Below are 21,971 nucleotides of genomic sequence, written 5' to 3'. Positions count from 1 at the left end.
CAGGGATCCCGAATCAGGATTGATGACGTTCATTCCGGCGCGTGAGACGGCGCGGCGAGGATTCCTTGAGCGACTTTCCACGGCCAGACAGACTCGGATTTGTCATGAAGTAGTTGTGGACGTTGAAAGGCTCCTCGCCCTTCGCGGCCTTCATACGCGTTGAGGACCCGTCCGGCAACAACTGCCAGCTCTGCTCATTGTCCTTGAGATTCGCGACCATGATCTGTTCGAGAACCTGCTGATGCACCGTGGGATTTTGCAGCGGACACAGCACCTCGACGCGGCGGTCGAGGTTGCGCGGCATCATGTCGGCCGAGGAGATATACACAGCCGCTTTCGCGCTCGGCAGGCCCTGGCCCATGCCGAAGCAGTAGATTCGGCCATGTTCCAGGAAGCGTCCGATGATGGACTTGACGCGGATGTTCTCCGACAGGCCGGGAATGCCGGGCCTGAGGCAACAGATACCGCGCACCACAAGCTCAACCTGGACGCCGGCCTGCGAAGCCTCGTAGAGCGCGTCGATGATGTCGGGGTCGACCAGCGCATTCATCTTCATCCAGACCGCGCCGGGACGGCCGTGCCGCGCATGCGCGGTCTCGCCCTGGATATGCTCGATGATGCGCTTGCGCAGCGTCAGCGGCGACACCGCCATCTTTTCCAGATCGCTCGGCGCGGCATAGCCGGTGATGAAGTTGAACACGCGCGCGGCATCGCGCCCGATGGTCGGATCCGAGGTGAAGTAGGAGAGGTCGGTATAGATGCGCGCGGTGACCGGGTGGTAGTTGCCGGTGCCGGTATGGACGTAGGTCGTGAGGATGCCGCCCTCGCGGCGCACCACCATCGAGAGCTTTGCGTGCGTCTTCAATTCGAGGAAGCCGTAGACCACCTGCACGCCGGCGCGCTCGAGGTCGCGCGCCCAGCGGATGTTGGCCTCCTCGTCGAAGCGCGCCTTCAGCTCGATCAGCGCGGTGACGGACTTGCCGGCCTCGGCAGCCTCCGCCAGCGCGCGCACGATCGGCGAGTTGTTGGAGGTGCGGTAGAGCGTCTGCTTGATCGCGACGACATCGGGGTCGCGCGCGGCCTGCTGCAGGAACTGCACGACGACGTCGAAGGACTCATAGGGGTGGTGGACGATCAGGTCCTTCTGCCGGATGGCGGCAAAGATGTCGCCGCCATGCTCGCGCACGCGCTCGGGGTGGCGCGGCACGTAAGGGGTGAATTCGAGGTCGGGCCGGTCGAGGCGGGTGAGCTGCGAGAGCTCGTTCATCGCCTGCACGCCGTCGACCAGGAACACCTCGTCGTCGGCGGCTGAGAGCGCGTGCTGCACGAAGCTGCGCAGCTCTTCCGGCATCTTGGCGTCGATCTCGAGCCGGATCACCGATCCGCGGCGGCGGCGCTTCAGCGCAGTCTCGAACAGGCGGACGAGGTCTTCGGCCTCTTCCTCGATTTCGAGCTCGGAGTCGCGGATGATGCGGAAGGCGCCCTGACCGTGCAGATTGTAGCCGGGGAACAGTCGGTTGATGAATAGCCCGGTCGCCTGCTCCAGCGAAATGAGCCGGACGGTCTTGCCTTCGGACGGCAACCGGATGAAGCGATCGATCTTGCCGGGCATGCGGATCAGCGCGTTCATCTGCCTGCCGTCCGCGGCGCGGGTGAGCTGGAGCGCGATGGTGAAGCCGAGGCTCGGAATGAACGGGAAGGGGTGGGCCGGGTCGATCGCGAGCGGCGTCAGCAGCGGGAAGACGTTGTTGAGGAAGTAGTCCTCGACCCAGGTCCGTTCCGCCTTGGTGACGTCCTTGCCGTCCACCAGAACGATGCCGACATCGGCGAGCGTGCCGCGCAGATCGCGCCAGATCGCCTGCTGGTCGGAGGCGAGCTGGGAGACGGTGCGGTTGATCAGCGCCAGCTGCTCGGACGGCGTCAGGCCGTCGGGGCTGCGCTCGGCGATGCCCTCGCGCACCTGGGCCTTGATGCCGGCGACGCGGACCATGAAGAATTCGTCGAGGTTGTTGGCCGAAATCGACAGGAATCGCACCCGCTCCAGCATGGGGTGGCTGGGATTGACCGCTTCCTCCAGGACGCGGCGGTTGAAATGCAGCCAGGACAGCTCGCGGTTGATGAACCGTTCGGGGCTCGATGCGATCGCCGGAAGGCCCTCGGTCTCCGGGGCTTTTTCTTTGATTTCAACGGCTTGCACAGAGTCCATGAGAAGTCGATCCATCCAGTTCACCCCAATTTGCGACTTATGCGCAAAACCGGCGGGAGCATGTGTTAGAGCGATGACGTTTCGATGACATTGATGTTCCGCCGCTCCGCGCCGTCAAGCGGCGTTGCAACCCGGGCGGGGGTCAGGCGTCCCGAAGCAGTTCGGCGGCCAGCGCCCGGGTGACGGGGCGGCCGAGGCGCAGGGCTTCGCTGTCGAGCAATTCCACGGCCTGCCGGGCGGCCGCCGAGGACCGCTCCAGCCGGGTGGCGAGGTAGCCGACCACGCTCTCGTCCACGGTGAGCTGGCGGTCGGCGCAGAATTTGACGATCAGGCCGCGGAACAGCTGGTCGTCGGGCGGCAGCAGCGTGACGACGGGCAAGGCGCGCAGCCGCGAGCGCAGGTCGCGGAGCTCGATCTCGAGCGAAGCCGGTGCGTCGCGTCCGGTGAAGAGGATATAGGCGCCGTCCTCGCGGGCGAGATTCATCAGGTGGAAGAGGGCGCGCTCGTCAAAATTCTTCGCCTTGAGATCCTCGACCACCAGGGCACCGGTGGCGAGCGCGGCCGGAACGCCCGCGGCGGTCAGTGCATTGGCCGTGGTCGAGCGGGCGCCGGCCTCCTCGGCCCAGATCGCGGCCAAATGGCTCTTGCCGCTGCCTTCTGGGCCGGCCAGCCACATGATGCGGTTCGTCCATTCCGGCCAGCCGTCGATCAGGGCGAGGCCGGCGGCGTTGGCGGGGCCTTCGAGGAAATTGTCCCGGCTGAGGCTCTCCGCATGCGGAAGCGAAAACGCCAATTGTCGGGGGTGAACGCGGCCTGCCACGCTTGCTTTGCTCCGTGCCGGCGCACCGGCTTCGCTTGATAGATTCGACTTCATCGAGCGGGAGTTGGCCTTTTGCGGGGCCGCATCCCACCTCATTTGGCCTCGATCGTGCTCATGTGCCGCAGCCACTCGACGAGGTAGAGCGACACGGAGGAGAGCGTGAAGACCGTAACGAGGCCCATCATGATTATATCATAGGGCGCAGGCTTGAAGCCGAAGGCAAGAGACGCCAGCACCAGGGCGGCGTAGGCGACTTGGGCGGCTGTGTTTAGCTTGGATACTTTCGACGGCTTCATCTCGACCGGCTTGTCGAACAGCCAGGACACGATCACCGCAGTGACGATCATGATGTCGCGCGACACCACCAGGATCACGACCCAGCGCGGGATGTCGCCCCAGATGCCGAGCGCCAGGTAGATCGAGACCAGGAGCGCCTTGTCGGCGAGCGGATCCAGCAGGGCGCCGAGCTCGCTCGTCATGTTGAAGCGCTTGGCCAGGAAGCCGTCGACGGCGTCGCTGATGCCGGCGATCAGGAAGACGGCAAATGCCACCTCCATTTGGCTCGACACGATGGCCCAGACGATGATCGGGACCAGCATGATGCGGCCCAGGGTAATGATGTTCGGAATACTCACGCGGCGCTTCCCGGCACCCGGCCTGACCTCGAATCCGGCCCCTTGGAGGCTGAACCGGTTGATATCTACATAGTACGCCCGGGAGCGCCATGCGAGCCATTGCGCATCCCCGGAATTCGACGTAACCAGCCGCAAACCCACTGGAAATCGGGCATGACCGACCGCAAAAACGGCCTCACCTACGCCGATTCAGGCGTCGATATCGACGCGGGCAACCGCCTGGTCGACCTGATCAAGCCGATGGTGCGCGCCACCGCGCGCCCCGGCGCCGACGCCGAGATCGGCGGCTTCGGCGGCCTGTTCGACCTCAAGGCGGCCGGTTTCAAGGACCCTGTCCTGGTTGCCGCCACCGACGGCGTCGGAACCAAGGTGAAGATCGCGATCGAGACCGGCCTGCATGGCGGGATCGGCATCGACCTCGTCGCCATGAGCGTCAACGACCTCGTGGTGCAGGGCGCCGAGCCGCTGTTCTTCCTGGACTATTTCGCCTGCGGCAAGCTCGACCCGGAGGCCACCGCCGCGATCGTCGCCGGCGTTGCCGAAGGCTGCCGCGAATCCGGCTGCGCCCTGATCGGCGGCGAGACCGCCGAGATGCCCGGCCTCTACAAGGATGGCGACTACGACCTCGGCGGCTTTGCCGTCGGCGCCGCCGAGCGCGGTACGTTGTTGCCGCGCAAGGATATCGCCGCGGGCGACGCCGTGATTGGCCTCGCCTCGTCGGGCGTGCATTCCAACGGCTTCTCGCTGGTGCGCAAGATCGTGGAACAATCCGGCCTCGGCTTCGGGGCGAAGGCGCCGTTTGCGCCCGTCATGACGCTCGGCGGCGCGCTGCTGACGCCGACGAAGCTCTACGTCAAATCCTGCCTGCGGGCGATCCGCGAGACCGGCGCGGTGAAGGGGCTCGCCCACATCACCGGCGGCGGTTTCACCGACAACATTCCGCGCGTCCTGCCGCAGAACCTCGGTGTGGGCATTGACCTCGCGCGCCTGCCGGTGCTGCCGGTGTTCAAATGGCTGGCGGCGCAGGCCGGCATCGCCGAGCTCGAAATGCTCAGGACCTTCAACTGCGGCATCGGCATGATCGCGATCGTCGAGCCCGACAAGGTCGACAAGGTGATCGAGGTGTTCACCGCCGCCGGCGAGATCGTGGCGCAGCTCGGCACCGTGATCCCGGCCGAAGGCGAGCACCGCGTCGTCTATAACGGTCACCTCGATCTGGCGCTGTGATGAAGCGCCGCGTCGCCATCCTGATCTCCGGTCGCGGCTCCAACATGGCCGCGCTGATCAAGGCCGCCGCCGCGGCTGATTTTCCGGCGGAGATCTCGCTCGTCATCTCGAACAAGGCCGATGCGCTCGGGCTCGAACGGGCCAAAGCGAGCGGCGTGAATACGCTGGTGATCGAGAGCAAGCCGTTCGGCAAGGACCGCGCCGGTTTCGAGAAGGTGCTGCAGGCAGCGCTCGACCAGCACGGCATCGAGCTGATTTGCCTCGGCGGCTTCATGCGCCTGTTCACGGCCGAGTTCACCAAAGCCTGGTACGGGCGGATGCTCAACATCCATCCCTCGCTGCTGCCGTCCTTCCCCGGCCTCGACCCGCACGGCCAAGCCCTGCGCGCCGGCGTCAAGCTGTCCGGTGCGACGGTGCACTTCGTCATTCCCGAGACCGATGCCGGCCCGATCGTGATGCAGGGCGCGGTTCCCGTCGGCGACCACGACACGGCGGACACGCTGTCGGAGCGCATCCTCGAAGTCGAGCACCGCATCTATCCCGAAGCGCTGCGGCTGCTCGCGACCGGCAAGGTCCGGATCGAGGGCGATGTCTGCAGGACGGCGGGAAGCTCTGCGTCCGAGAATTTTCTGGTTGCGCCGGTGGTTGGGTAAAGAAGGTGTCGGGGCTTACGAGCCACGAAATGACCAATTGACCGGTTTGCAGATTGGCCGCGGCTGATCGAACACACCTTCGAACGCCTCCTCCGGAAGCTCCGAGCCGAAAACGTCGAAGGCGGTGGTCACCTCAACATCCGTGCGCACGACGTCGTGCGCCGAAGATGGGCGCTGGTGTTCGCCAGTTAGCAAAGGTTGTTTGGCGATTTCCGTTACTCCAGCCGAGCACTTTATCTGCGGGGTTATCTATCCCCCAAACGAAATCCCCCGGCAGAGCCGGGGGCAACGTCATGATCTCTCGCGCGTGGCTTTGAGAGAAATCAGGAAACCTTGAGGTTTTCCGCGGACGACTTGCCGCGGTTCTCCACGAGGTCGTATTCAACCACCTGGTTCTCGTTGAGGGTGGAGAGTCCGGCACGCTCGACGGCGGAGATGTGGACGAACACGTCCTTGTCGCCACCATTCGGCTTGATGAACCCATAGCCCTTGGTCGGGTTGAACCATTTGACGGTGCCCTTTTGCGGCATCGCTAGTCTCCTCCACTAGATAGAAAAAAGACGCGGCCGCTTTTTCGCGTGCCACGCCACAAACGGGCTTCCGGAAGTCTGTTCGAGTCTCATCGTCGCGAAACGCACAGCGGCCAATTCCGATTGTGTCGGATATTGCAACATGAAAATCGCGCGTTAGCAAGCCGCGCGCGAATTTCAAGACCGGGGCGGGTGCCATCGTCTGCTATTTGCGACCTGTGGCCGCGGAACCACAATCGAGGGCAATAGGCTCGGTGGCAGCGTACCAACCGGTTGACCCTCCGTGGCAGTTCGGCACAAATCGCCGCACGCGCGTGCCGCTCCTGTTGCATTTTTGCGGAACGCCATTTGCTTCAGGATTAATCGTCATGCGCTGCACCTCGCAGCCAACAGGAACACGGCAGACGATCGGGCTGAACCGCGTTCGCCGGATCGCGGCAGCGGTCGCCAAGACCCTTGCAGCCAAGGCCCTTGCAGCCAAGACCCTTGCAGCCAAGACCCTTGCAGCCAAGGTCCTTGGGGCCAAGATCCTTGCAGTCATGGCGCTTGTGCTGGTCGTGACGATGTCGGCGGCGACGCCCGTCCTCGCGCAAAGTCCGACACCCACGCCGACCCCGACGCCCACGCCGTCGCCGACCCCGGTTCCGATGCCCACCTCGACCAACTACAACCAGTCGGCCGGCAACAGCATGCTCAATTTCGGCTCGGGATTTCTGGAGCGGCTCGGCAACCAGGCCTCCAATGGTTTCGACCGCTCGTTCCGGACCAATCCCGGCGGGGGCGGTGCGTCCGCGAGCACGGAAGATCCCCGCTACCGCACCTGGTTCGAGGGCTACGGCATCTCGGTCCGGACCGATGCCCAGGGCGACTTCGTCGGCGACAAGCGCAAGACCTTTGGCGGGGTCGCCGGCTTCGGTGCGCGGATTGCGCCGGGTGTCAATCTCGGTTTCTCCATCGACCAGAGCCACACCGACATCGACGTGCCGCTCGCGCTGCAGTCGGCGACGCTCGACCTGACCCAGCTCGGCTTCAACGGCTCGGTCGACAAGGGCCCATGGACCTGGGCCTTCGCGGTGGTTCATGGATTCGGCAAGGTTCATTCCAGCCGGGATACCGGCTTCGGCCTTGCCACCGCCGGCTATCGCGCCGCGGTCGACGGCGCGCTGACCGAGGTCAGTTATTATTGGACCAAGGACCAGATGCGCATCGTGCCCAAGGGGGCGCTTGAATATGTACGCGCCACCAGCGCAGCGTTCCAGGAGGCCGGCGGGCTCGATCCGCTCAATGTGGGCTCGACGGCGCTCTCGCGCGCACGCGTCATGATCGGGGCGGAGATCGGGCGCTACTTCATCTTCGACCAGAAGATCCTGGACCTGTCGGCCTACGGCAAGTTCGTCGACAATTTCTACCAGAACCTGGGATCGGTGCAGGTCAGCCTCGGGACCCAGAGCATCGTCGTTCCCGGCATCGGCGAGAGCCGTTACGGCATGGATGCCGGCGGCTCGGCCTCGCTCAGCTTGACCAACACGGCGCGGCTCTACATCAACTACGATGGCAAGTTCCGCAACGAACTCACCTTGCACCAGGGCACGGTGGGCTTCGAATATCGGTGGTGATTCACGTCGGCGTTGCCGCAACGTAACCGGTCAATCCAAAGCCCTCGCGCGCGGCCGTCATCATCGGCACCAGCGCGTTCGGATGGATGAACTCGTCGCGGAAGCAGGGATGGGTCCTGGGATCGAAGATCTTCTTCAACCAGTCGACCACGATTTTGTGGCGCTCGGAGGCGCGAAACTCCCTGTGATAGGTGAGCCAGAGATCGGCATGGTGGCTCACGCCGAGATCCACCGCAACGAGCGGTGCGCCGAGCGCGATCGACACGGTCGGCAGGAAGCCGATGCCGGCGCCGCGCTCCACCGCATAGAGTACCCCGACGGAGGAATTGGTCTTGATGCCGACGATGCCCTCGAGCGATTTCAGCCCGAGCACGCGGGCATAGGCGCCATCGTCGACCTGCGGCGCATTCTGCTTGATGATGCGATGGTCCTGCAGATCGGCCAGCGTTGCCGGCAGGCCGTACAGGTTCTCGTACTCCTTGGAGACGAAGGGATAGATGTGCAGGCGGCCGAGCTTGGCGACGATCAGATCGGGATTGGTCGGCGGCTCGAGCTGGATTGCGATATCGGATTCGAGCCGCGCGACGTCGGCCTGCTCCATCGCGCAGCGCAGGTCGACGGTGATCTTGCGATAGGTCTTCTGGAAATCGATCAGCCGCGGCAGGATCCAGAAATTTCCGGGACCTTCCGTCACCGCGACGCGGACGGTGCCTGACGTATCATTCGACGAGCGCGAGGCGCGGCGGAAGACGTTGAAGGCGTGACGCTCCATGTGCGCGACGTCGGCAATCATTGCGGTGCCTTCGTCGCTGAGCGTGAGCCCGCTCTGGTCGCGCAGGAACAGCTTGCAGCCGATGCTCTCTTCGAGGCGATCGATCCGGCGCATCAGCGTCGTGGAGGTGAGGCCGAGCTCCTCGGCGGCGTTGCGGAAACTTTTATATTTTGCGCACGCTAAAAACAGTTTCAAATCATCCCAGGACGCGCCCAGGGCTTCTTCACGGTGCTGCATCATCGCAGCACCCCGGTGCAATAACTGCTGCATACTCCTGATCCCCAACCGCTAAGCTCGTCATAGCGGGGCATGAAAGTCGCAAACGATAGAGGGGCGATCTCGGTATGGAAAGGGGCTCGTTTGCCGCAAGGCATGATTTCGACGCACTGCCGCTCAGTCCCGAGGTCGACGTCCGTTGCGCGCAATTTTCCGAAATTGCGGCGCTTTCGGAGATGGCGCTCCGGCTGGTGCCGGGCGTGCAGATCGGGACGGCGGAGCTTGCGAAATATTACACGTTCGATCCCCAGAGCATCCTGACATTCAGCCGGAAGGGCCGTCTGCTCGGCGGCATGGCCTTCCTGTTTCTCAACGACCGCGGACACGATGCGCTGCTGCTCGACGAGATCTGCCTCACCGCGCCCGAAACGCACTATCTCGCGTCCGCAAGGGAAGACGTTGCTGCCATCTATATCTGGGCGATTGCCGCGACGGGGCGCGGCATCGCGGGTCTCGGTAAGGCCGCGGCTCATCTGCGACAGCTAAGATTTCGCGGCGCGGATTGCTATGCGCAACCATCAACCGTGGCCGGACGCGACATCATGAGAGCGACCGGCTTCGAACCGATCCCGAGCTTTCAACCCGACCTGTGGTGCTACGAACGCCCCTGGCATCGGCAGTCGATGCGCATGCCGGGCGACATCATCCAAGCAAGGAGTTTTGCAGATGCACGGCACTAGGATTCCTCTCGCCAAGCCCGACTCCCGCGCCATCACCATCCGCCTCGCGCGCGATCCCGGCGATCTCATGCTGGTCACCGCCATTCGCTCGGCAGTCTATCTTGCCGAGCAGGATTGTCCGTTCGAGGAGGAGTTCGACGGCAACGACATGGTCGCCGCGCATTTCATCGGCTATGTCGGCAACGAGCCTGCGGGGTGCCTGCGGGTGCGCTTCTTCGGCGATTTCGCCAAGGTCGAGCGGCTCGCGGTGCGGCACCAATACCGGCGCTCGCGCGTCTCCTTCAAGCTGGTGCAGGCGAGCGTCGACTATGTGAAGCGCAAGGGCTTTCGCAAGATCTACGGCCAGGCGCAGGACCGGCTGGTCGATTTCTGGGCCCATTTCGGCGCCAAGCCGCTCGGCCACAACCGCAAGATCACCTTCTCGGATTTCTCCTACACGGAGATGCTGCTGGAGATCGAGCCGGGGCCGGACGCCATCACGTTGGACAGCGATCCTTACGTGATCATCCGTCCCGAGGGGGATTGGGACCGGCCGGGCGTGCTCGACGCCTCGGCGGGGCGGGCGGTGACCTCGCCGCTGCGGGACCTCGCACTCGCCGATCGCTGAAACTGGTGCAATCAAACGCAAGACAATGCTGGCTTCCATCACCGATGACCCGCCGATCCTGGTCTGTGCTGATCTCCAGGTCGAATATCTGACCCCCGGGCGGCGCCACGTCATCCTCGACGGCGAGGTGGCCACCATGCGCTGCCTGGAACTCCTGACGCTATGGCGCGACAAGCTCTGGCCAGTGATGCATTTGAAGCGCATCGCCCAGGCCGCCTGGTTCAATCCGGCATCGAGGCTGACCGATTGGATCGCCGAGGCGAAGCCGCGGCCTGGCGAGATGACGTTCGAGCATCCGCTGCCCTCGGCCTACAGCTCGTCGCGGTTCGTGGACTACATGTCCAATATCCGCAACGGCCGTTGCGTGCTGATCGGGTTCTCGCTGGACGAAACCATCCTGGCCACCGCCGTCGACGGGTTTCACCGCAGCCATCGCTACCAGATGGTTGCCGATGCCGTGGCCTGCCGGCAGCCGGGGATGGGCGATGCCGCCGCCTACAAGCAAGCGGTGGTGAATGTTGTCGGAAATTTTGCTACAATCCAATCCAGCGCCGAACTGATCAAAACCAGCGGCGCCGTTGCGGTGTAGGCGGCCGCGATCGGCGGATGGGGTGGGAGATTGTCACGGGGAGAAGAGCTCAAGGAGCTGGTGAGCGAGCTGTCGCGCGCAGCCGAGAGGGCGCGCCGCATCGGCTTGCCCACGACGGTCTATCTGCTTTCGATGGCGCTCGTCGAGGTGAAGGAGGCCGCTGCCGCCGCCGATGATGGCGATGACGACAGCGCGGCCTGAAAACTGCCAAGTCTGCAAGCTACAAGCTACTTGTGTGCGGCTTTCTGCAACGCTGCTGAGCGCTTGCTGCCGACGAATTGGCGTTGCAAGTTTTGCCTCGTCGCAATAGCCAAGTAACTTGAGCCAAGTAACCTCAAGTAACTCGATCATCAAGTGACGAAGCTGGCCGCGCCGGCCCCGCGACTATTCGAAGGATTTCGCAAATGTCCATGCTGCCCAATTCGCAAGAGGCCCGGGATGTGGCCTACCAGCTCCATCCCTACACCAACGCGCGCACCCATCAGCAGGCCGGTCCCCTGGTGATCGAGCGCGGCGAGGGGCCTTACGTGTTCGATGCGGCGGGCAAACGCTATTTCGAGGCGATGGCGGGCCTCTGGAGCGTCGGGCTCGGCTTCAACGAGAAGCGGCTGGTCGAGGCCGCGCACAAGCAGATGCAGGCGCTGCCGTTCTATCACACGTTCTCCGCCAAATCGCACGGACCCTCGATCGATCTCGCCGAGAAGCTGGTGGCGCTCGCGCCGGTGCCGATGAGCAAGGTGTTCTTCACCAATTCCGGCTCGGAAGCCAACGACACCGTTTTGAAGCTGATCGCCTATCGTTCCAACGCGCTCGGCCAGCCCCAGCGCAAGAAGGTGATCAGCCGCCTGCGCGCCTATCACGGCGTCACCATTGCCTCGGCCAGCCTCACGGGCCTGCCGAACAACCACCGCTCGTTCGACCTGCCGCTGCCGAACATCCTGCACACGGGATCGCCGCATTTCTACAAGGACGGCGCGCCCGGCGAGAGCGAGGAGGCGTTCGCGACGCGCCGGGCCGAGGAGCTCGATGCGCTGATCCAGAAGGAAGGGCCGGACACGATCGCGGCCTTTTTCGGCGAACCGGTGATGGGGGCGGGCGGCGTCATCGTGCCGCCGGCGACCTATTGGGACAAGATCCAGGCGGTCCTCAAGAAGTACGACATCCTGCTGGTCGCCGACGAGGTGATCTGCGGCTTCGGTCGCACCGGCAAGATGTTCGGCTGCGAGACCTATGGCATCAAGCCCGACGCGATGGTGGTCTCCAAGCAGATCACCTCGAGCTATTTCCCGCTCTCGGCGATCATGATGAACGAGCGCATGTTCGAGCCGATCGCGGACGAGAGCAACAAGATCGGCGTGCTCGGCCACGGTTTCACCGCGGGCGGCCATCCCGTCGGCTCGGCGATCGCGCTCGAGAACCTCAAGATCATCGAGGAGCGCGGCCTGGTCGCGCATGCCGCCGAGCTCGGCGCTTACATGCAGGGCAAGCTGCGTGAGCTCACGAGCCACCCGCTGGTCGGCGAGGTCCGCGGCGTCGGCATGATCGCAGCGCTCGAACTGGTGCTCGACAAGGGCCGCAAGACTGCGGCGGCGACGCCCGGCGCGGTCGGAGGCATCGCCAGCCGCATGCTGCAGGAGCGCGGCGTGATCTCCCGCAACATGCTGGATGCGATTGCCATCTGTCCGCCGCTGATCGCGACCAAGGCCCAGATCGACGATCTGGTCGCTGCAATCGCGGGCGTGCTCAACGACATGAAGGCGGAAGTGGCGAAGCTGACGCCGGCGTAGGGCAAATCGCGTCAGCTTTGGACGAAGCGGTACGCCACAAATTCGGTGTCGTCCCGGCCTAGTGCGCAAGTGCGCACGGGGGGCCGGGACCCATACCGCGTGATCTATCGATTGAGCGTAGTAGGAGTACCGAACGACGAGTCTTCGCCAAACCCGTTCCTGGGGTAATGGGTCCCGGCCTACGCCGGGACGACCGCGGGGAGGGACCGAGGTCGCCTACGCCCGCTGCACCCCGATCACGCGGCCCTTCTCGATGGCGAGGGCCATTTCGCCGCGCTTGAGCTTCAAGGCGGCCTCGCCGAACAGCTCGCGGCGCCAGCCGCGCAAGGCGGGCACATCGGCTTCGTCACTGGCCGCGATCTCTTCGAGGTCGTCGACGGTAGCGATCACCTTGCTCGCCACCGCATGGCGCTCGGCGGTCATGCGCAGCAAGACCTTCAACAGTTCGACGATGGCTGCGCCGTTGGAATTGTTGCGCGGCTTCTCCAGCTTCGGCAGCGTCGAGAAATCCCGCGCCAGTCCGCGCTCGACCGCGGCGACGATATCCGCGCCCCATTTGGATTTCTCGAACCCCTTCGGGACCGAGCGCAGATGCGCAAGCTTCTCCAGCGTGTTCGGCGCGTGGGTGGCGATGTCGGTGATCGCCTCGTCGCGCAGCACGCGGCCGCGCGGCACGTCACGGCTCTGTGCCTCCTGCTCGCGCCAGGCGGCGACCTCCATCAGGACGGCGAGGTCCTTCGGCTTGCGTACGCGCGTCTTCAGCCGCTCCCAGGCGCGCTCGGGGTGGAAGTCGTAGGTCCTCGGCGAGGTCAGGATCTCCATCTCGATCGAGACCCATTCGCTGCGGCGGCGCTTCTTCAGGTCGGCATCGAGCGCGGCGAAGACGTCGCGCAGATGGGTGACGTCGGAGACCGCATAGTGCATCTGTTCCTTGGTCAGCGGCCGGCGCGACCAGTCGGTGAAGCGGTGGGTCTTGTCCGGGCGGTGGCCGGTGACCTTCTCGACCAGCTGGTCGTAGGCGATGCTGTCGCCGTAGCCGAGCACCATCGCGGCGACCTGGGTGTCGAACACCGGGTGCGGGATGATGTTGGCCTGATGCCAGATGATCTCGATGTCCTGGCGGGCGGCGTGGAAGACCTTCAGCACGCCCTCGTTGGCCATCAGCTCGAAGAACGGCTTGAGGTCGATACCCGGGGCGAGGGCGTCGATGACGACGGCTTCCTCGGCGCTGGCCATCTGCACCACGCATAGCAGCGGGTAATAGGTGGTTTCGCGCAGAAACTCGGTATCGACGGTAATGACGGGGTGCTTGCCCAGCCGGCTGCAGGCAGCCGCGAGGTCAGCGGTGGTGGTAATCAAATCCATGAACGGCCCATGACACTTGATATCAGCCGTTCTGCCGAAAGTGCCGTGATGTCAAGGGCTTTGGAGCGAATTCAAGCCTTGCATCGGGCCGGAATCGTCTCTTTCCGACGAAATTCCTATTCGTAACGGATCCGGTGCGAGGATTTGCGGGCGCAGGGCAGCGCCACCACGACGACGCACATGGCGACCAGGGCCAGTCCCAGGAACTCGAAAACCAACAGATCCACGGCGAAATCTCCAGAAACATTGGTAGATTTGTCGGGGGTGCGTTGAGGGTCTGTTAATTGCAATGGTTACCGGCGGCAGGGCGGGCCGGATGGTGGACGGGGGGTTAATGGGCGCAATCGGCCCCCGTCGCTGTCGAGAACGCAGAAGAGCTGGAAGACCCAGCGGATTGGGCCTGAAGCGCAGCCGCAGGCTGTTCCACCTGAGGCGACGGCGGCCTTACTTCGGCACCGTGGCCTCGGGAATTTTGAGACCCAGATAGGTCCCGGCACTCAGGCCGAGCAAGCCCATCAGCGTAGTGTCGAAAACCGGCATCGCAAGGTTGCGGTACGACGCCCCAATGAAGATGATTCCGAGGATCGCCGTCCAGGCAAAGAGTTGAAATCGGTGCAGGCTGACGCCATTGGCATCGCTGAGGATGTCAGTGAACCAAGCTTCGGACTGTCCGGTCAGCTTCCTGTAACGCGATATGGCCAGAGTGCATTGAGCCTTGACGTCGGAATGCTTCGGAACAAGATCGAGGAAAGGCTTGGGTTGTCCCCCGACTTTGGCTTTTAGCGCGTTCATATCTGCCTCGTCCTGCGTTCCCGGGGCTGGCTTCAACCCGATGAGCACGGCGAGTTCACAGAGGTCGTTGAGCTTGTTGGGCAGTTTGGCGTTCAGTTCCTTCTTTCTTGCATCTTGCGGACTCCCGGCGGCTGGCCGCCCCAGCGCTACCAGTTCGAAGATGTTGGCGATGTCTGCAAACAGGCCGCCTGCGGATCTCAGCCACTTATCGATATCACCGTAGTGAGCGATGAGAGCGTTGTATCTTGCAATATCCTCTACGCTCAAAGTCTTCGGCCCAAACAATTCATCGAGGCGTTTGGCTTCAAGCGTCGCGTATTCTTCCGCGTCCGCAAGTTGCTCTATCTGGCGCCTCAATTCCGCAGCCTTGCTCGCTTCGGCGGCTTTTTGTTCTGGCGTTGCCTTGGATGCGTCGATGATGGCTCCGCCGACGACCGTTCCGGCACTGAGGCCGAGCAGAATGAGGGCGGTTGAACTCAGCGACGTATAAAAATCCCACGTCACGATACCAATCAGCAGATAGGCGCCAAGAATGATGAACAGCCACCAGGCCCCTTGAAGTCTCGACAGGCTGTAGGTGCCGTGATTGCCAGCAGATCTGGACGGATCAAGCCGGCCGGCTATCACCGGAACAGCGTCGTCTGATGGTAAGCTGTCCCGGAGCACATTCGTCTTCATTGCCAGGGAGAAGAAAAGACCGAGCAGACCGATGAATCCAATCAAAGCAATGCCGAACGACCATCCGTCGAGTGGTTTCAACTTCAGACCGGCCTGCGGCCCGGGCAGGGGCGGCTGTCCCTCGATCCCGACGGTGACGTCCAAGTCTCTATCGTTGAAGTCTGGTGCGCTGAGTATCTCGTCCCATACAGCACGTGCCTCGGCAGTGCGCGACAGCCGGAAATAGAGAGTCTTCGGATGATTTGAGTGAGCCTCTGCTACCAAACCGGCCGCCACTCGGCCGTTCAAGTACACGACGATCTTCTTGTTCGAGCACTTCGCCTCGCGCTGCAGGACGTCGACATCGTCGCCTTTGACCGCGACCCAGCTACCCAGGGCGACGATTTTTTTGTCAGTTTCCTCTTGCCCTGGGCCTTTTGCAGCCGAGACCGTTGTGATGGGGCCGGCTGCTTTGGGCGGAGGAGCGCAGTTATCCGCCAGCAGCGAGGTCGAGAAAAGACAAAACAGGACGGAAAGAAAAATCGACGATTTGAATGCTCTCATGATGCATTTCCTCGGTGCAATAAAATGTCGTGGCCGGCGGCGCTAAATTGGGATCGAACGCATGCGCCGTGATGGCCTTTGCGTCGTCCCACGGGGAATGCGAGCGTTCTTGGAAGGCAAGCTCAACGAATACCGGCGAAACGGTCACATGGGCCTTGCCGTATACGGATGTATCGATGCCAAACCCGGCAATGCCGTTCGTCGTGTGAGCAATCAGAACGACGGCGATCAAGAACGGCGTGGCTCGCCGATCGATACGAGTGTGAAAATGAGAACAACAATGCTCACGCATGATCGCCCGCGCCCGTCCCGGCGATGACGGGTGTTTCCCCTGTGGCAGGCTAGGCGAGCGATCGGCTAGATGCAACCAGAATGTGTGCGGCCTCTGGTCGCGAAACGCGATCCGGGCCGAGGAGGTCTGCAATTCTGCCGGCGCCTCTGTTCGGGGCGCCGGCGTCAGGCAAGCAGGGCGCTTACGGCAGCTTCAGCGACGTCTCCGCATTGTACGGCTTCAGCGTCTCGTCGGCGGCCTTCTGGGCGGCGGCGAGGGCTTCCTTTGGCTGCTTCTTGCCGTTGAGGACCAGCATCACCTCGTCCTCGAGGTTCTTGCGGACCGGCACCGTCTTGTAGGTGGCGAACCAGGGCTTTGCGACGTCGAGCTGCTCGACGGCGGTCTTGGCATCCGGGTTCTTGTTCAGGAAGTCGACCATCTCAGGCGTCTTGTAGGCGGCCATGTTGGGCGCGAAATAGCCGGTCGCGCGGCTCCACCAGGCGCTCTTCTCGGGCGAGGTCATCCACTTGATCAGCGTCCAGGCGGCCTTCTGCTTGTCGGCTTCGAGACCAGCCGGAACGATCAGCGAGGCGCCGCCGATCGGCACGGCGTTGCGGACGTTGCGCGGGATGAAGGCGACCTTGTAGTTGAACTTGGCGTTGTCACGCACATAGGTCAGCGAGCCCGTCGACAGCATCATCATCGCGGCATTGCCGGAGATGAAGGAGGTGCTGACGGCCGGGCCGGGCGTGGCGCCGGGCGGATGCACCTTGTGCTTGGTGACGAGGTCATTCCACCAGGTCAGCGCGCCCAGCATCGAGGGCGTGTCGTAATAGACCTCGCCGCCGAACTCCTCGTTGTAGTAGCGCCCGCCATTGCTCATGGTGAGCGTTTCCATCATCCAGCCGCAATAGTCGTAGGCGCAGGGGATCGCGATGCCCCATTGGGTCACCTTGTCGCCCTCGCGCTTGGTGAGCTTCTTGGCCCAGTCGGTGAGCTCGGCCCAGGTCTGCGGCGGCTTGCTCGGATCAAGACCGGCTTCCTTGGCCTTGTCGGCATTGATGTAGAGCAGCGGCGTCGAATTGTGGAACGGCACGCCGTAGACCGAGCGGTTGATCACCGCGTTGCCCTGCAGCGCCGGGAAGAACTGGCCCAGGAACTGGTCCTTGGTGGTGCCGTCGGCGGCGATCAGGGGATCGAGATTGGTGAGCTCGTTCTCGATCTGCATGTCCAGCAGGAAGTTCGCCGACATGATCACGGCGGCCGGCGGCTTGCCGGCCTTGATCGACGCGCGCGTCTTGATCAGCGTGTCGTCATAGGAGCCGGTGTAGACGGCAGTCGCCTTGATCGCTGGATGGGTCTCGTTGAACTCCTTGATCAAGGTGCCCATGTCGCGGGCGAGCTTGCCGTCAACGGGGACCGGGAAGAACAGGTCGATCTCGGTCGGACCTTCGGCCATCGCCGGGACGGCGAGGGCGCTGGCCATAGAGCCTGCCATGGCAAGGCCAAGCATGAGCCTGCGGGTAAACAGCATCGGAAAATCTCCTATTTGATGCCTGAGGTGACGAAAGAGCTGATGAAGCGCTTCTGGAAGATCAGGAAGGTGACGAGCAGCGGCGCGATCACCATGAGCGTGCCCGCGGCGATGGTGCCCCAGGCTTGCGTGCCTTCGGCGGTCTTGGTGAACACCGAGAGACCGACCGTGAGCGGCCGTTTGTCGGGCGAATTGATCACCATCAGCGGCCACAGGAAGTCGTTCCAGTGGCTGGTCACGGAGATGATGGCGAACGCCGAGAAGCTCGGCATCGACAGCGGCACGTAGATGTGGCGGATGCGCTGGAACAGGCTGGCACCGTCGATCAGGGCGGCGTCCTCCAGCTCGGTCGGGATCGCCTCGAACGCCTGGCGCATCAGGAAGGTGCCGAAGGCCGAGGCGAAGAACGGCATCATCACGCCGGCGAGCGTGTCGTAGAGGCCGAGCTGCGCCACGAGCTTCAGGTTCGGCACGATCAGGAGTACCGGCACCAACATCAGCTGCATCAGGAACAGGTAGAAGATCAGCGTCTTGCCGGCGAAGGCGAGCCGCGCGAAGGCAAAGCCTGCCAGGGTGATGGTGACGAACTGCACCAAGAGGATGCCGGTGCAGATGATCGTGGTGTTGAGGGTGTAGCGCGGGAAATCGCCGATCTCCCAGGCGTCCCTGACATTGTCGAGCGTGGGTTTGAGGCTCGGCATCAGCTCGGCCATCGCGTTGATGCCGTCGGAGGCGGGACGCAGCGTCGCCACGCCCATCCACAGGAACGGGATCAGCCAGACGATCGCGAGCAGCACGGTCAGCAGGAAGCCGAGCTTGGGCGTGATCTCGCCGCGGGTGGCGAGCGGTGCGTCCTTCCACAGCGCATCGATCAGCTTCATGGCCCGCCCTCGCGGTTCGCCATGGTGCGGAAGGACAGTGCGGTGACCCCCATCAGCGCGGCGAGGGTCAGCAGCGTCGCTGCCGAGGCCTTGCCGATGTCGTAATGCTCGACCGCCTGCTGGTAGATGTAGAACAGCACGAGATTGGTCGAGTTGGACGGCCCGCCCTGGGTCATGACGAAGACGTGGTCGACCTGCGTCACCGCGTTGAGGATTGCGATGACGGTGACGAACAGGAAGGTGGGCTTGAGCTCCGGCAGGATGATATGGCGAAGCCGCTGATAAGGCCCCGCGCCGTCGAGATGCGCCGCCTCCATCACGTCCTCAGGCACGGCCTGCAGGCCGGCGAGGAAGAACAGCATGTAATAGCCGGCGTTCTTCCAGACCGTGATGATCATGATCGCGTAGAGCGCGATATCGGGGTCGCCGAGCCAGTTCGGCAGCACCGGCAGCAGCCGGCCGATGTAATAATCGAGTAGGCCGACATTGGGCAGGAAGACGAACAGGAACAGCGCGGAGGCCGCGACCATCGGGATCAGCACCGGCAGGAACAGCGCGGCGCGCAGCGCGCTGTTCACGGCATGGGTGCGTGACAGCGCCAGCGCAAACAGCAGCGCAAGTCCGATGCTCGGCACCGCCGTGCCGACGGCGTAGATCAAATTGTTGACGACGGCGCCGGTGAAGGCGGGATCGGCGAGCACCGCGCTGACATTGTCGAGGCCGACGAAACGCACGGGCGCCTTGGGCGTGGCACGCTGGTAAAGCGCGTCGATGAGGACGCGTCCCATCGCGCCATAGGTGAACAGCGCGAGGAAGACCAGCGAAGGCAACAGCAGCAGATAGGCCGGCAGCGAGGCTTTGAATCGGTCTAGGAACCGCTTCAGGACGTGCAGACGCGGTGCCGCCGACGTCGCGACCGGGAGAGCCGCGGGTTCAGCGAGGCTCATCTCATCGCGCCGGGAAATTGAGCGCATAGTCGCGGCCATCCACTCCTGCCGGTGGCTCGAAGGGGAAGCGCAGACTTTGGTCGAGGAAATCGTGGCTGTGCACGACCAGGTTCTCCTGGTCGATCAGCACCACGCCATAGGCCGGCGGTTCGTGGCTGGCGAGATGCTCGGCGGCGGCAGCGTCGAGCTCGAACCAGACCTGGTGATTGGTGCCGCGCAGCGTCGAGAACGGGATCTTGCCGTAGCTGCCGAAGATCGGCCGGTGCACATGGCCGAAGAAGAGGTGGCGGATGCGCGAGCGGTAGGGCGCGATGACCTCCGCGAATTCGGCGCTCTGCGCCAATGCGATCTCGTCCATCGCGTGGACGCCGACCGGGAAGGGCGGGTGATGCATGAACACGACGAATTGCTGGTCGGCGGGCGCTGCAGCCAGCGTGCTCGCCAGCCAGCCGAGGCGTCTCTCGCACATCTCGCCGGCATGGCTGGTCTCGTCCAGCGTGTCCAGGAACACGAACAGGCCATGCTCGGTGGTGCGCGTGCCCTGCACGAAGCCGTTGGCATCGCGCGGCGCGGACCGAAGACCGTCGAGGCAGGCGATGCGCTTGTCGTGATTGCCGACCATGGCGATGTAGGGAATTTTCAGCGCGGCCATGGCGTCGGCGAAATTGGCGTAGGATTCAGGCTCGCCCCAATGGGTGAGGTCGCCGGTCACCACTGCAAACGCCGCGTCGGACTGGTGCTTGTTGATGTCGGCAATCGCGGCATCCAGCCGGGCGCGCGGATCGAGCCCGTAGAGCTTCAGCCCCGGATTCGCGAGATGCGTGTCGGTGATATGGATGAATTTGAAGGGCATGGCGCGCTTTGTCGGGACGGTTGGAGGATGGGCGCCTCCGGCAAGACGGCCCTGCCAGCCGGTTAGAGCGCGTGTGTTTCAGTTTGATGACAGCGGTTCCCGTGGGCGGTGCGTGTCCACAGCGCGCGCAAGGAATGGTGGACCAGCCAAAGGCTGGCCCATCTCCGTGAACCCACTTCAAGTTGTGTGATTGAACGACGCTGGGATCACGTCCCGCAGAACGTCTGCAGCACCCGCTGGTCCGGCAGCGGCGGATCGGCGTAGGCCGCGTAGTCCGGCTGGTCCTCGTATGGCTTTTCCAGCACCTTCACCAGTTCCTCGAACGGCGCGTAGTCGTCGTTGTTCACCGCGGCCTGGATCACGGCCTCGACGCGGTGGTTGCGCGGGATGAAGATCGGGTTGACGGCGTGCATCGCCGCCTGCCGCTCGGCCGCGCTCTGCGGCTCCAGCGCGACGCGCGCGCGCCAGCGTCCGGCCCACTCGTCGAAGGCTGAGGGGTCCATGAACTGGGCGCGGACGTCGGCGGCGCCGGTCTCGTCGCCTGCGGCGTCACCGAGCCTGCGGAAGGTGAGGGTGAAGTCGGCCTGGTTCTTGGCCATGGCGTCGAGCAGGTCCTGGATCAGCGCTTCGTCGCCATCGCGCTCCGTGAATAGCCCGACTTTCTTGCGCAGGCCGGCCTGATAGGCCGCGCTGAATGTTTCGGCGAAGGCGCCGAGAATGTCCTGGGCCTCGGCGACCGCCTTCTCCTGATCGCCTCCGAACAGCGGCAACAGGCATTCGGCGAGACGTGTCAGATTCCACAAGCCGATGCGCGGCTGGTTGGCGTAGGCGTAGCGGCCCATCTCGTCGATCGAGGAGAAGACCTGCGCGGGATTGTAGGCGTCCATGAAGGCACACGGGCCGTAATCGATGGTCTCGCCCGAGATCGATGAGTTGTCGGTGTTCATCACGCCATGGATGAAGCCGACCAGCAGCCAGCGCGCGATAAGCTCGGCCTGGCGCGCGACGACGGCGGCGAGCAGGTCGTGATAGGGCCGCTCCGCATGGAGCAGGTCCGGGTAGTGCCTGACGATGACGTGGTCGGCGAGCCGGCGGATCGCCTCGGTGTCGCGGCGGACGGCAAAGAACTGGAAGGTGCCGACGCGGATATGGCTGGAGGCGATGCGGGTCAGCACCGCCCCGGGCAGCGCGGTCTCGCGGATGACATGCTCGCCGGTGACGACCGCGGCGAGCGAGCGCGTGGTCGGGATGCCCAAGGCAAACATGGCTTCGCTGACGATGTATTCGCGCAAGACGGGGCCGAGCGCGGCGCGGCCGTCGCCGCGGCGGGAGAACGGGGTGGGGCCGCTTCCCTTGAGCTGGATGTCGCGGCGGACGCCGTCCCTGTCGATGACCTCGCCGAGCAGGATCGCCCGGCCGTCGCCGAGCTGGGGCACGAATTGCCCGAACTGGTGGCCGGCATAGGCCATGGCGATGGGATCGGCCCCGGCGGGAACCGTCTTGCCGGCCAGTATCTCGGCGCCTTCGGGGGTCTCAAGCAGGTCCGGATCGAGCCCGAGCTGGACCGCCAGCGGCCGGTTCAGCTTGATCAGCCGGGGGGCGGCGACAGGGGTCGGCGCGACGCGGGCAAAGAAGCTGTCCGGCAGCGCCGAATAGGAGTTCTGGAAGGGGAAATGGACCGTCATGGCCTCAAGATAGGGCTGGAACGG

21 protein-coding genes are annotated in these 21,971 nt (G+C 63.9%); 8 read left to right on the top strand and 13 right to left on the bottom strand.

Going from position 1 to position 21,971, the window contains the following annotated elements; all coding sequences use genetic code 11:
- Window positions 1–13 precede the first annotated feature (13 nt).
- The 3 genes from JQ592_RS11690 to JQ592_RS11680 form a co-directional block, all read right to left on the bottom strand.
- Complete coding sequence (locus tag JQ592_RS11690) at window positions 14–2,206, bottom strand: RNA degradosome polyphosphate kinase (protein ID WP_211403010.1); 2,193 nt, start codon at window positions 2,204–2,206, stop codon at window positions 14–16.
- Window positions 2,207–2,348: 142 nt separating this feature from the next.
- Entirely contained in the window at window positions 2,349–3,026 is a 678-nt protein-coding gene (locus tag JQ592_RS11685) for a DnaA ATPase domain-containing protein (RefSeq protein WP_211403009.1), read from the bottom strand.
- A gap of 92 nt (window positions 3,027–3,118) precedes the next feature.
- A complete protein-coding gene (locus tag JQ592_RS11680) occupies window positions 3,119–3,661 on the bottom strand; it encodes a CDP-alcohol phosphatidyltransferase family protein (RefSeq protein ID WP_211403008.1) in 543 nt (180 codons plus the stop codon).
- 153 nt (window positions 3,662–3,814) lie between these two features.
- Here JQ592_RS11680 and purM point away from each other — a divergent pair, with 153 nt between their 5' ends.
- Both purM and purN read left to right on the top strand, forming a co-directional pair.
- Window positions 3,815–4,888 (top strand): phosphoribosylformylglycinamidine cyclo-ligase, encoded by a 1,074-nt coding sequence (purM, locus tag JQ592_RS11675; RefSeq protein WP_211403007.1) that lies wholly within the window; start codon window positions 3,815–3,817, stop codon window positions 4,886–4,888.
- Entirely contained in the window at window positions 4,888–5,541 is a 654-nt protein-coding gene (gene purN / locus JQ592_RS11670) for a phosphoribosylglycinamide formyltransferase (RefSeq protein WP_211403006.1), read from the top strand. Before purM ends, purN begins: the two co-directional genes overlap by 1 nt.
- Before the next feature lie 323 nt (window positions 5,542–5,864).
- Here purN and JQ592_RS11665 read toward each other — a convergent pair whose 3' ends face one another.
- Complete coding sequence (locus JQ592_RS11665; protein WP_008551638.1) at window positions 5,865–6,071, bottom strand: cold-shock protein; 207 nt, start codon at window positions 6,069–6,071, stop codon at window positions 5,865–5,867.
- Window positions 6,072–6,439: 368 nt separating this feature from the next.
- On the opposite strand from JQ592_RS11665, the gene JQ592_RS11660 reads away from it, so the two are divergent.
- Window positions 6,440–7,687, top strand: coding sequence for an autotransporter outer membrane beta-barrel domain-containing protein (locus tag JQ592_RS11660; protein WP_211403005.1), 1,248 nt, complete (start codon window positions 6,440–6,442; stop codon window positions 7,685–7,687).
- Window position 7,688: 1 nt separating this feature from the next.
- On the opposite strand, the gene JQ592_RS11655 is transcribed toward JQ592_RS11660, so the two are convergent.
- Complete coding sequence (locus tag JQ592_RS11655) at window positions 7,689–8,729, bottom strand: LysR family transcriptional regulator (protein WP_211403004.1); 1,041 nt, start codon at window positions 8,727–8,729, stop codon at window positions 7,689–7,691.
- 74 nt (window positions 8,730–8,803) lie between these two features.
- Between JQ592_RS11655 and JQ592_RS11650 the strand changes: the two genes are divergently transcribed.
- From JQ592_RS11650 to JQ592_RS11630, 5 genes are all read left to right on the top strand, one after another.
- Window positions 8,804–9,415: a hypothetical protein gene (locus JQ592_RS11650; protein ID WP_211403003.1), complete on the top strand. Its 612-nt coding sequence runs from the start codon at window positions 8,804–8,806 to the stop codon at window positions 9,413–9,415.
- On the top strand, window positions 9,402–10,022 hold the full coding sequence (locus tag JQ592_RS11645; RefSeq protein ID WP_211403002.1) for a GNAT family N-acetyltransferase: 621 nt from the start codon (window positions 9,402–9,404) through the stop codon (window positions 10,020–10,022). The genes JQ592_RS11650 and JQ592_RS11645 overlap by 14 nt, the downstream gene beginning before the upstream one ends.
- Window positions 10,023–10,047: 25 nt before the next feature.
- Complete coding sequence (locus JQ592_RS11640; RefSeq protein ID WP_211403001.1) at window positions 10,048–10,611, top strand: isochorismatase family protein; 564 nt, start codon at window positions 10,048–10,050, stop codon at window positions 10,609–10,611.
- Window positions 10,612–10,641: 30 nt separating this feature from the next.
- Window positions 10,642–10,812 carry a hypothetical protein gene (locus JQ592_RS11635; protein WP_211403000.1) on the top strand — a complete coding sequence of 57 codons (171 nt, stop codon included), beginning with the start codon at window positions 10,642–10,644 and terminating at the stop codon, window positions 10,810–10,812.
- A gap of 203 nt (window positions 10,813–11,015) precedes the next feature.
- A complete protein-coding gene (locus tag JQ592_RS11630) occupies window positions 11,016–12,398 on the top strand; it encodes an aspartate aminotransferase family protein (protein WP_211402999.1) in 1,383 nt (460 codons plus the stop codon).
- A 216-nt stretch (window positions 12,399–12,614) separates the two neighbouring features.
- Here JQ592_RS11630 and rnd read toward each other — a convergent pair whose 3' ends face one another.
- The 8 genes from rnd to JQ592_RS11590 all read right to left on the bottom strand — a co-directional run bounded on the left by rnd (window position 12,615) and on the right by JQ592_RS11590 (window position 21,947).
- A complete protein-coding gene (gene rnd / locus JQ592_RS11625) occupies window positions 12,615–13,763 on the bottom strand; it encodes a ribonuclease D (RefSeq protein ID WP_211402998.1) in 1,149 nt (382 codons plus the stop codon).
- Between the two features lie 444 nt (window positions 13,764–14,207).
- Complete coding sequence (locus tag JQ592_RS11620) at window positions 14,208–15,776, bottom strand: hypothetical protein (RefSeq protein ID WP_211402997.1); 1,569 nt, start codon at window positions 15,774–15,776, stop codon at window positions 14,208–14,210.
- Window positions 15,703–16,008 carry a hypothetical protein gene (locus JQ592_RS11615; protein ID WP_211402996.1) on the bottom strand — a complete coding sequence of 102 codons (306 nt, stop codon included), beginning with the start codon at window positions 16,006–16,008 and terminating at the stop codon, window positions 15,703–15,705. The genes JQ592_RS11620 and JQ592_RS11615 overlap by 74 nt, the downstream gene beginning before the upstream one ends.
- 241 nt (window positions 16,009–16,249) lie before the next feature.
- A complete protein-coding gene (locus tag JQ592_RS11610; protein ID WP_211402995.1) occupies window positions 16,250–17,581 on the bottom strand; it encodes an ABC transporter substrate-binding protein in 1,332 nt (443 codons plus the stop codon).
- 11 nt (window positions 17,582–17,592) lie between these two features.
- Window positions 17,593–18,462, bottom strand: coding sequence for a carbohydrate ABC transporter permease (locus JQ592_RS11605; protein ID WP_211402994.1), 870 nt, complete (start codon window positions 18,460–18,462; stop codon window positions 17,593–17,595).
- On the bottom strand, window positions 18,459–19,409 hold the full coding sequence (locus JQ592_RS11600; RefSeq protein ID WP_211402993.1) for a carbohydrate ABC transporter permease: 951 nt from the start codon (window positions 19,407–19,409) through the stop codon (window positions 18,459–18,461). The genes JQ592_RS11605 and JQ592_RS11600 overlap by 4 nt, the downstream gene beginning before the upstream one ends.
- A gap of 1 nt (window position 19,410) precedes the next feature.
- A complete protein-coding gene (locus JQ592_RS11595) occupies window positions 19,411–20,262 on the bottom strand; it encodes a phosphodiesterase (protein WP_211402992.1) in 852 nt (283 codons plus the stop codon).
- A gap of 206 nt (window positions 20,263–20,468) precedes the next feature.
- Window positions 20,469–21,947 carry a protein adenylyltransferase SelO gene (locus JQ592_RS11590; protein WP_211402991.1) on the bottom strand — a complete coding sequence of 493 codons (1,479 nt, stop codon included), beginning with the start codon at window positions 21,945–21,947 and terminating at the stop codon, window positions 20,469–20,471.
- Window positions 21,948–21,971 lie beyond the last annotated feature (24 nt).

Origin of the sequence: Bradyrhizobium iriomotense, assembly GCF_018129405.1 — a bacterium.
Classification (GTDB): domain Bacteria; phylum Pseudomonadota; class Alphaproteobacteria; order Rhizobiales; family Xanthobacteraceae; genus Bradyrhizobium; species Bradyrhizobium iriomotense_B.
This window is presented reverse-complemented; position numbering and strand designations above follow the sequence as displayed.

Bases quoted from the DNA above. Each gene is read 5' to 3' on its own strand.
- JQ592_RS11690 (WP_211403010.1), bottom strand. From the start codon at position 2,206: ATGGACTCTGTGCAAGCCGTTGAAATCAAAGAAAAAGCCCCGGAGACC.
- purM (WP_211403007.1), top strand. From the start codon at position 3,815: ATGACCGACCGCAAAAACGGCCTCACCTACGCCGATTCAGGCGTCGAT.
- purN (WP_211403006.1), top strand. From the start codon at position 4,888: ATGAAGCGCCGCGTCGCCATCCTGATCTCCGGTCGCGGCTCCAACATG.
- JQ592_RS11665 (WP_008551638.1), bottom strand. From the start codon at position 6,071: ATGCCGCAAAAGGGCACCGTCAAATGGTTCAACCCGACCAAGGGCTAT.
- JQ592_RS11660 (WP_211403005.1), top strand. From the start codon at position 6,440: ATGCGCTGCACCTCGCAGCCAACAGGAACACGGCAGACGATCGGGCTG.
- JQ592_RS11655 (WP_211403004.1), bottom strand. From the start codon at position 8,729: ATGCAGCAGTTATTGCACCGGGGTGCTGCGATGATGCAGCACCGTGAA.
- JQ592_RS11650 (WP_211403003.1), top strand. From the start codon at position 8,804: ATGGAAAGGGGCTCGTTTGCCGCAAGGCATGATTTCGACGCACTGCCG.
- JQ592_RS11645 (WP_211403002.1), top strand. From the start codon at position 9,402: ATGCACGGCACTAGGATTCCTCTCGCCAAGCCCGACTCCCGCGCCATC.
- JQ592_RS11640 (WP_211403001.1), top strand. From the start codon at position 10,048: ATGCTGGCTTCCATCACCGATGACCCGCCGATCCTGGTCTGTGCTGAT.
- JQ592_RS11630 (WP_211402999.1), top strand. From the start codon at position 11,016: ATGTCCATGCTGCCCAATTCGCAAGAGGCCCGGGATGTGGCCTACCAG.
- rnd (WP_211402998.1), bottom strand. From the start codon at position 13,763: ATGGATTTGATTACCACCACCGCTGACCTCGCGGCTGCCTGCAGCCGG.
- JQ592_RS11620 (WP_211402997.1), bottom strand. From the start codon at position 15,776: ATGAGAGCATTCAAATCGTCGATTTTTCTTTCCGTCCTGTTTTGTCTT.
- JQ592_RS11610 (WP_211402995.1), bottom strand. From the start codon at position 17,581: ATGCTGTTTACCCGCAGGCTCATGCTTGGCCTTGCCATGGCAGGCTCT.
- JQ592_RS11605 (WP_211402994.1), bottom strand. From the start codon at position 18,462: ATGAAGCTGATCGATGCGCTGTGGAAGGACGCACCGCTCGCCACCCGC.
- JQ592_RS11600 (WP_211402993.1), bottom strand. From the start codon at position 19,409: ATGAGCCTCGCTGAACCCGCGGCTCTCCCGGTCGCGACGTCGGCGGCA.
- JQ592_RS11595 (WP_211402992.1), bottom strand. From the start codon at position 20,262: ATGCCCTTCAAATTCATCCATATCACCGACACGCATCTCGCGAATCCG.
- JQ592_RS11590 (WP_211402991.1), bottom strand. From the start codon at position 21,947: ATGACGGTCCATTTCCCCTTCCAGAACTCCTATTCGGCGCTGCCGGAC.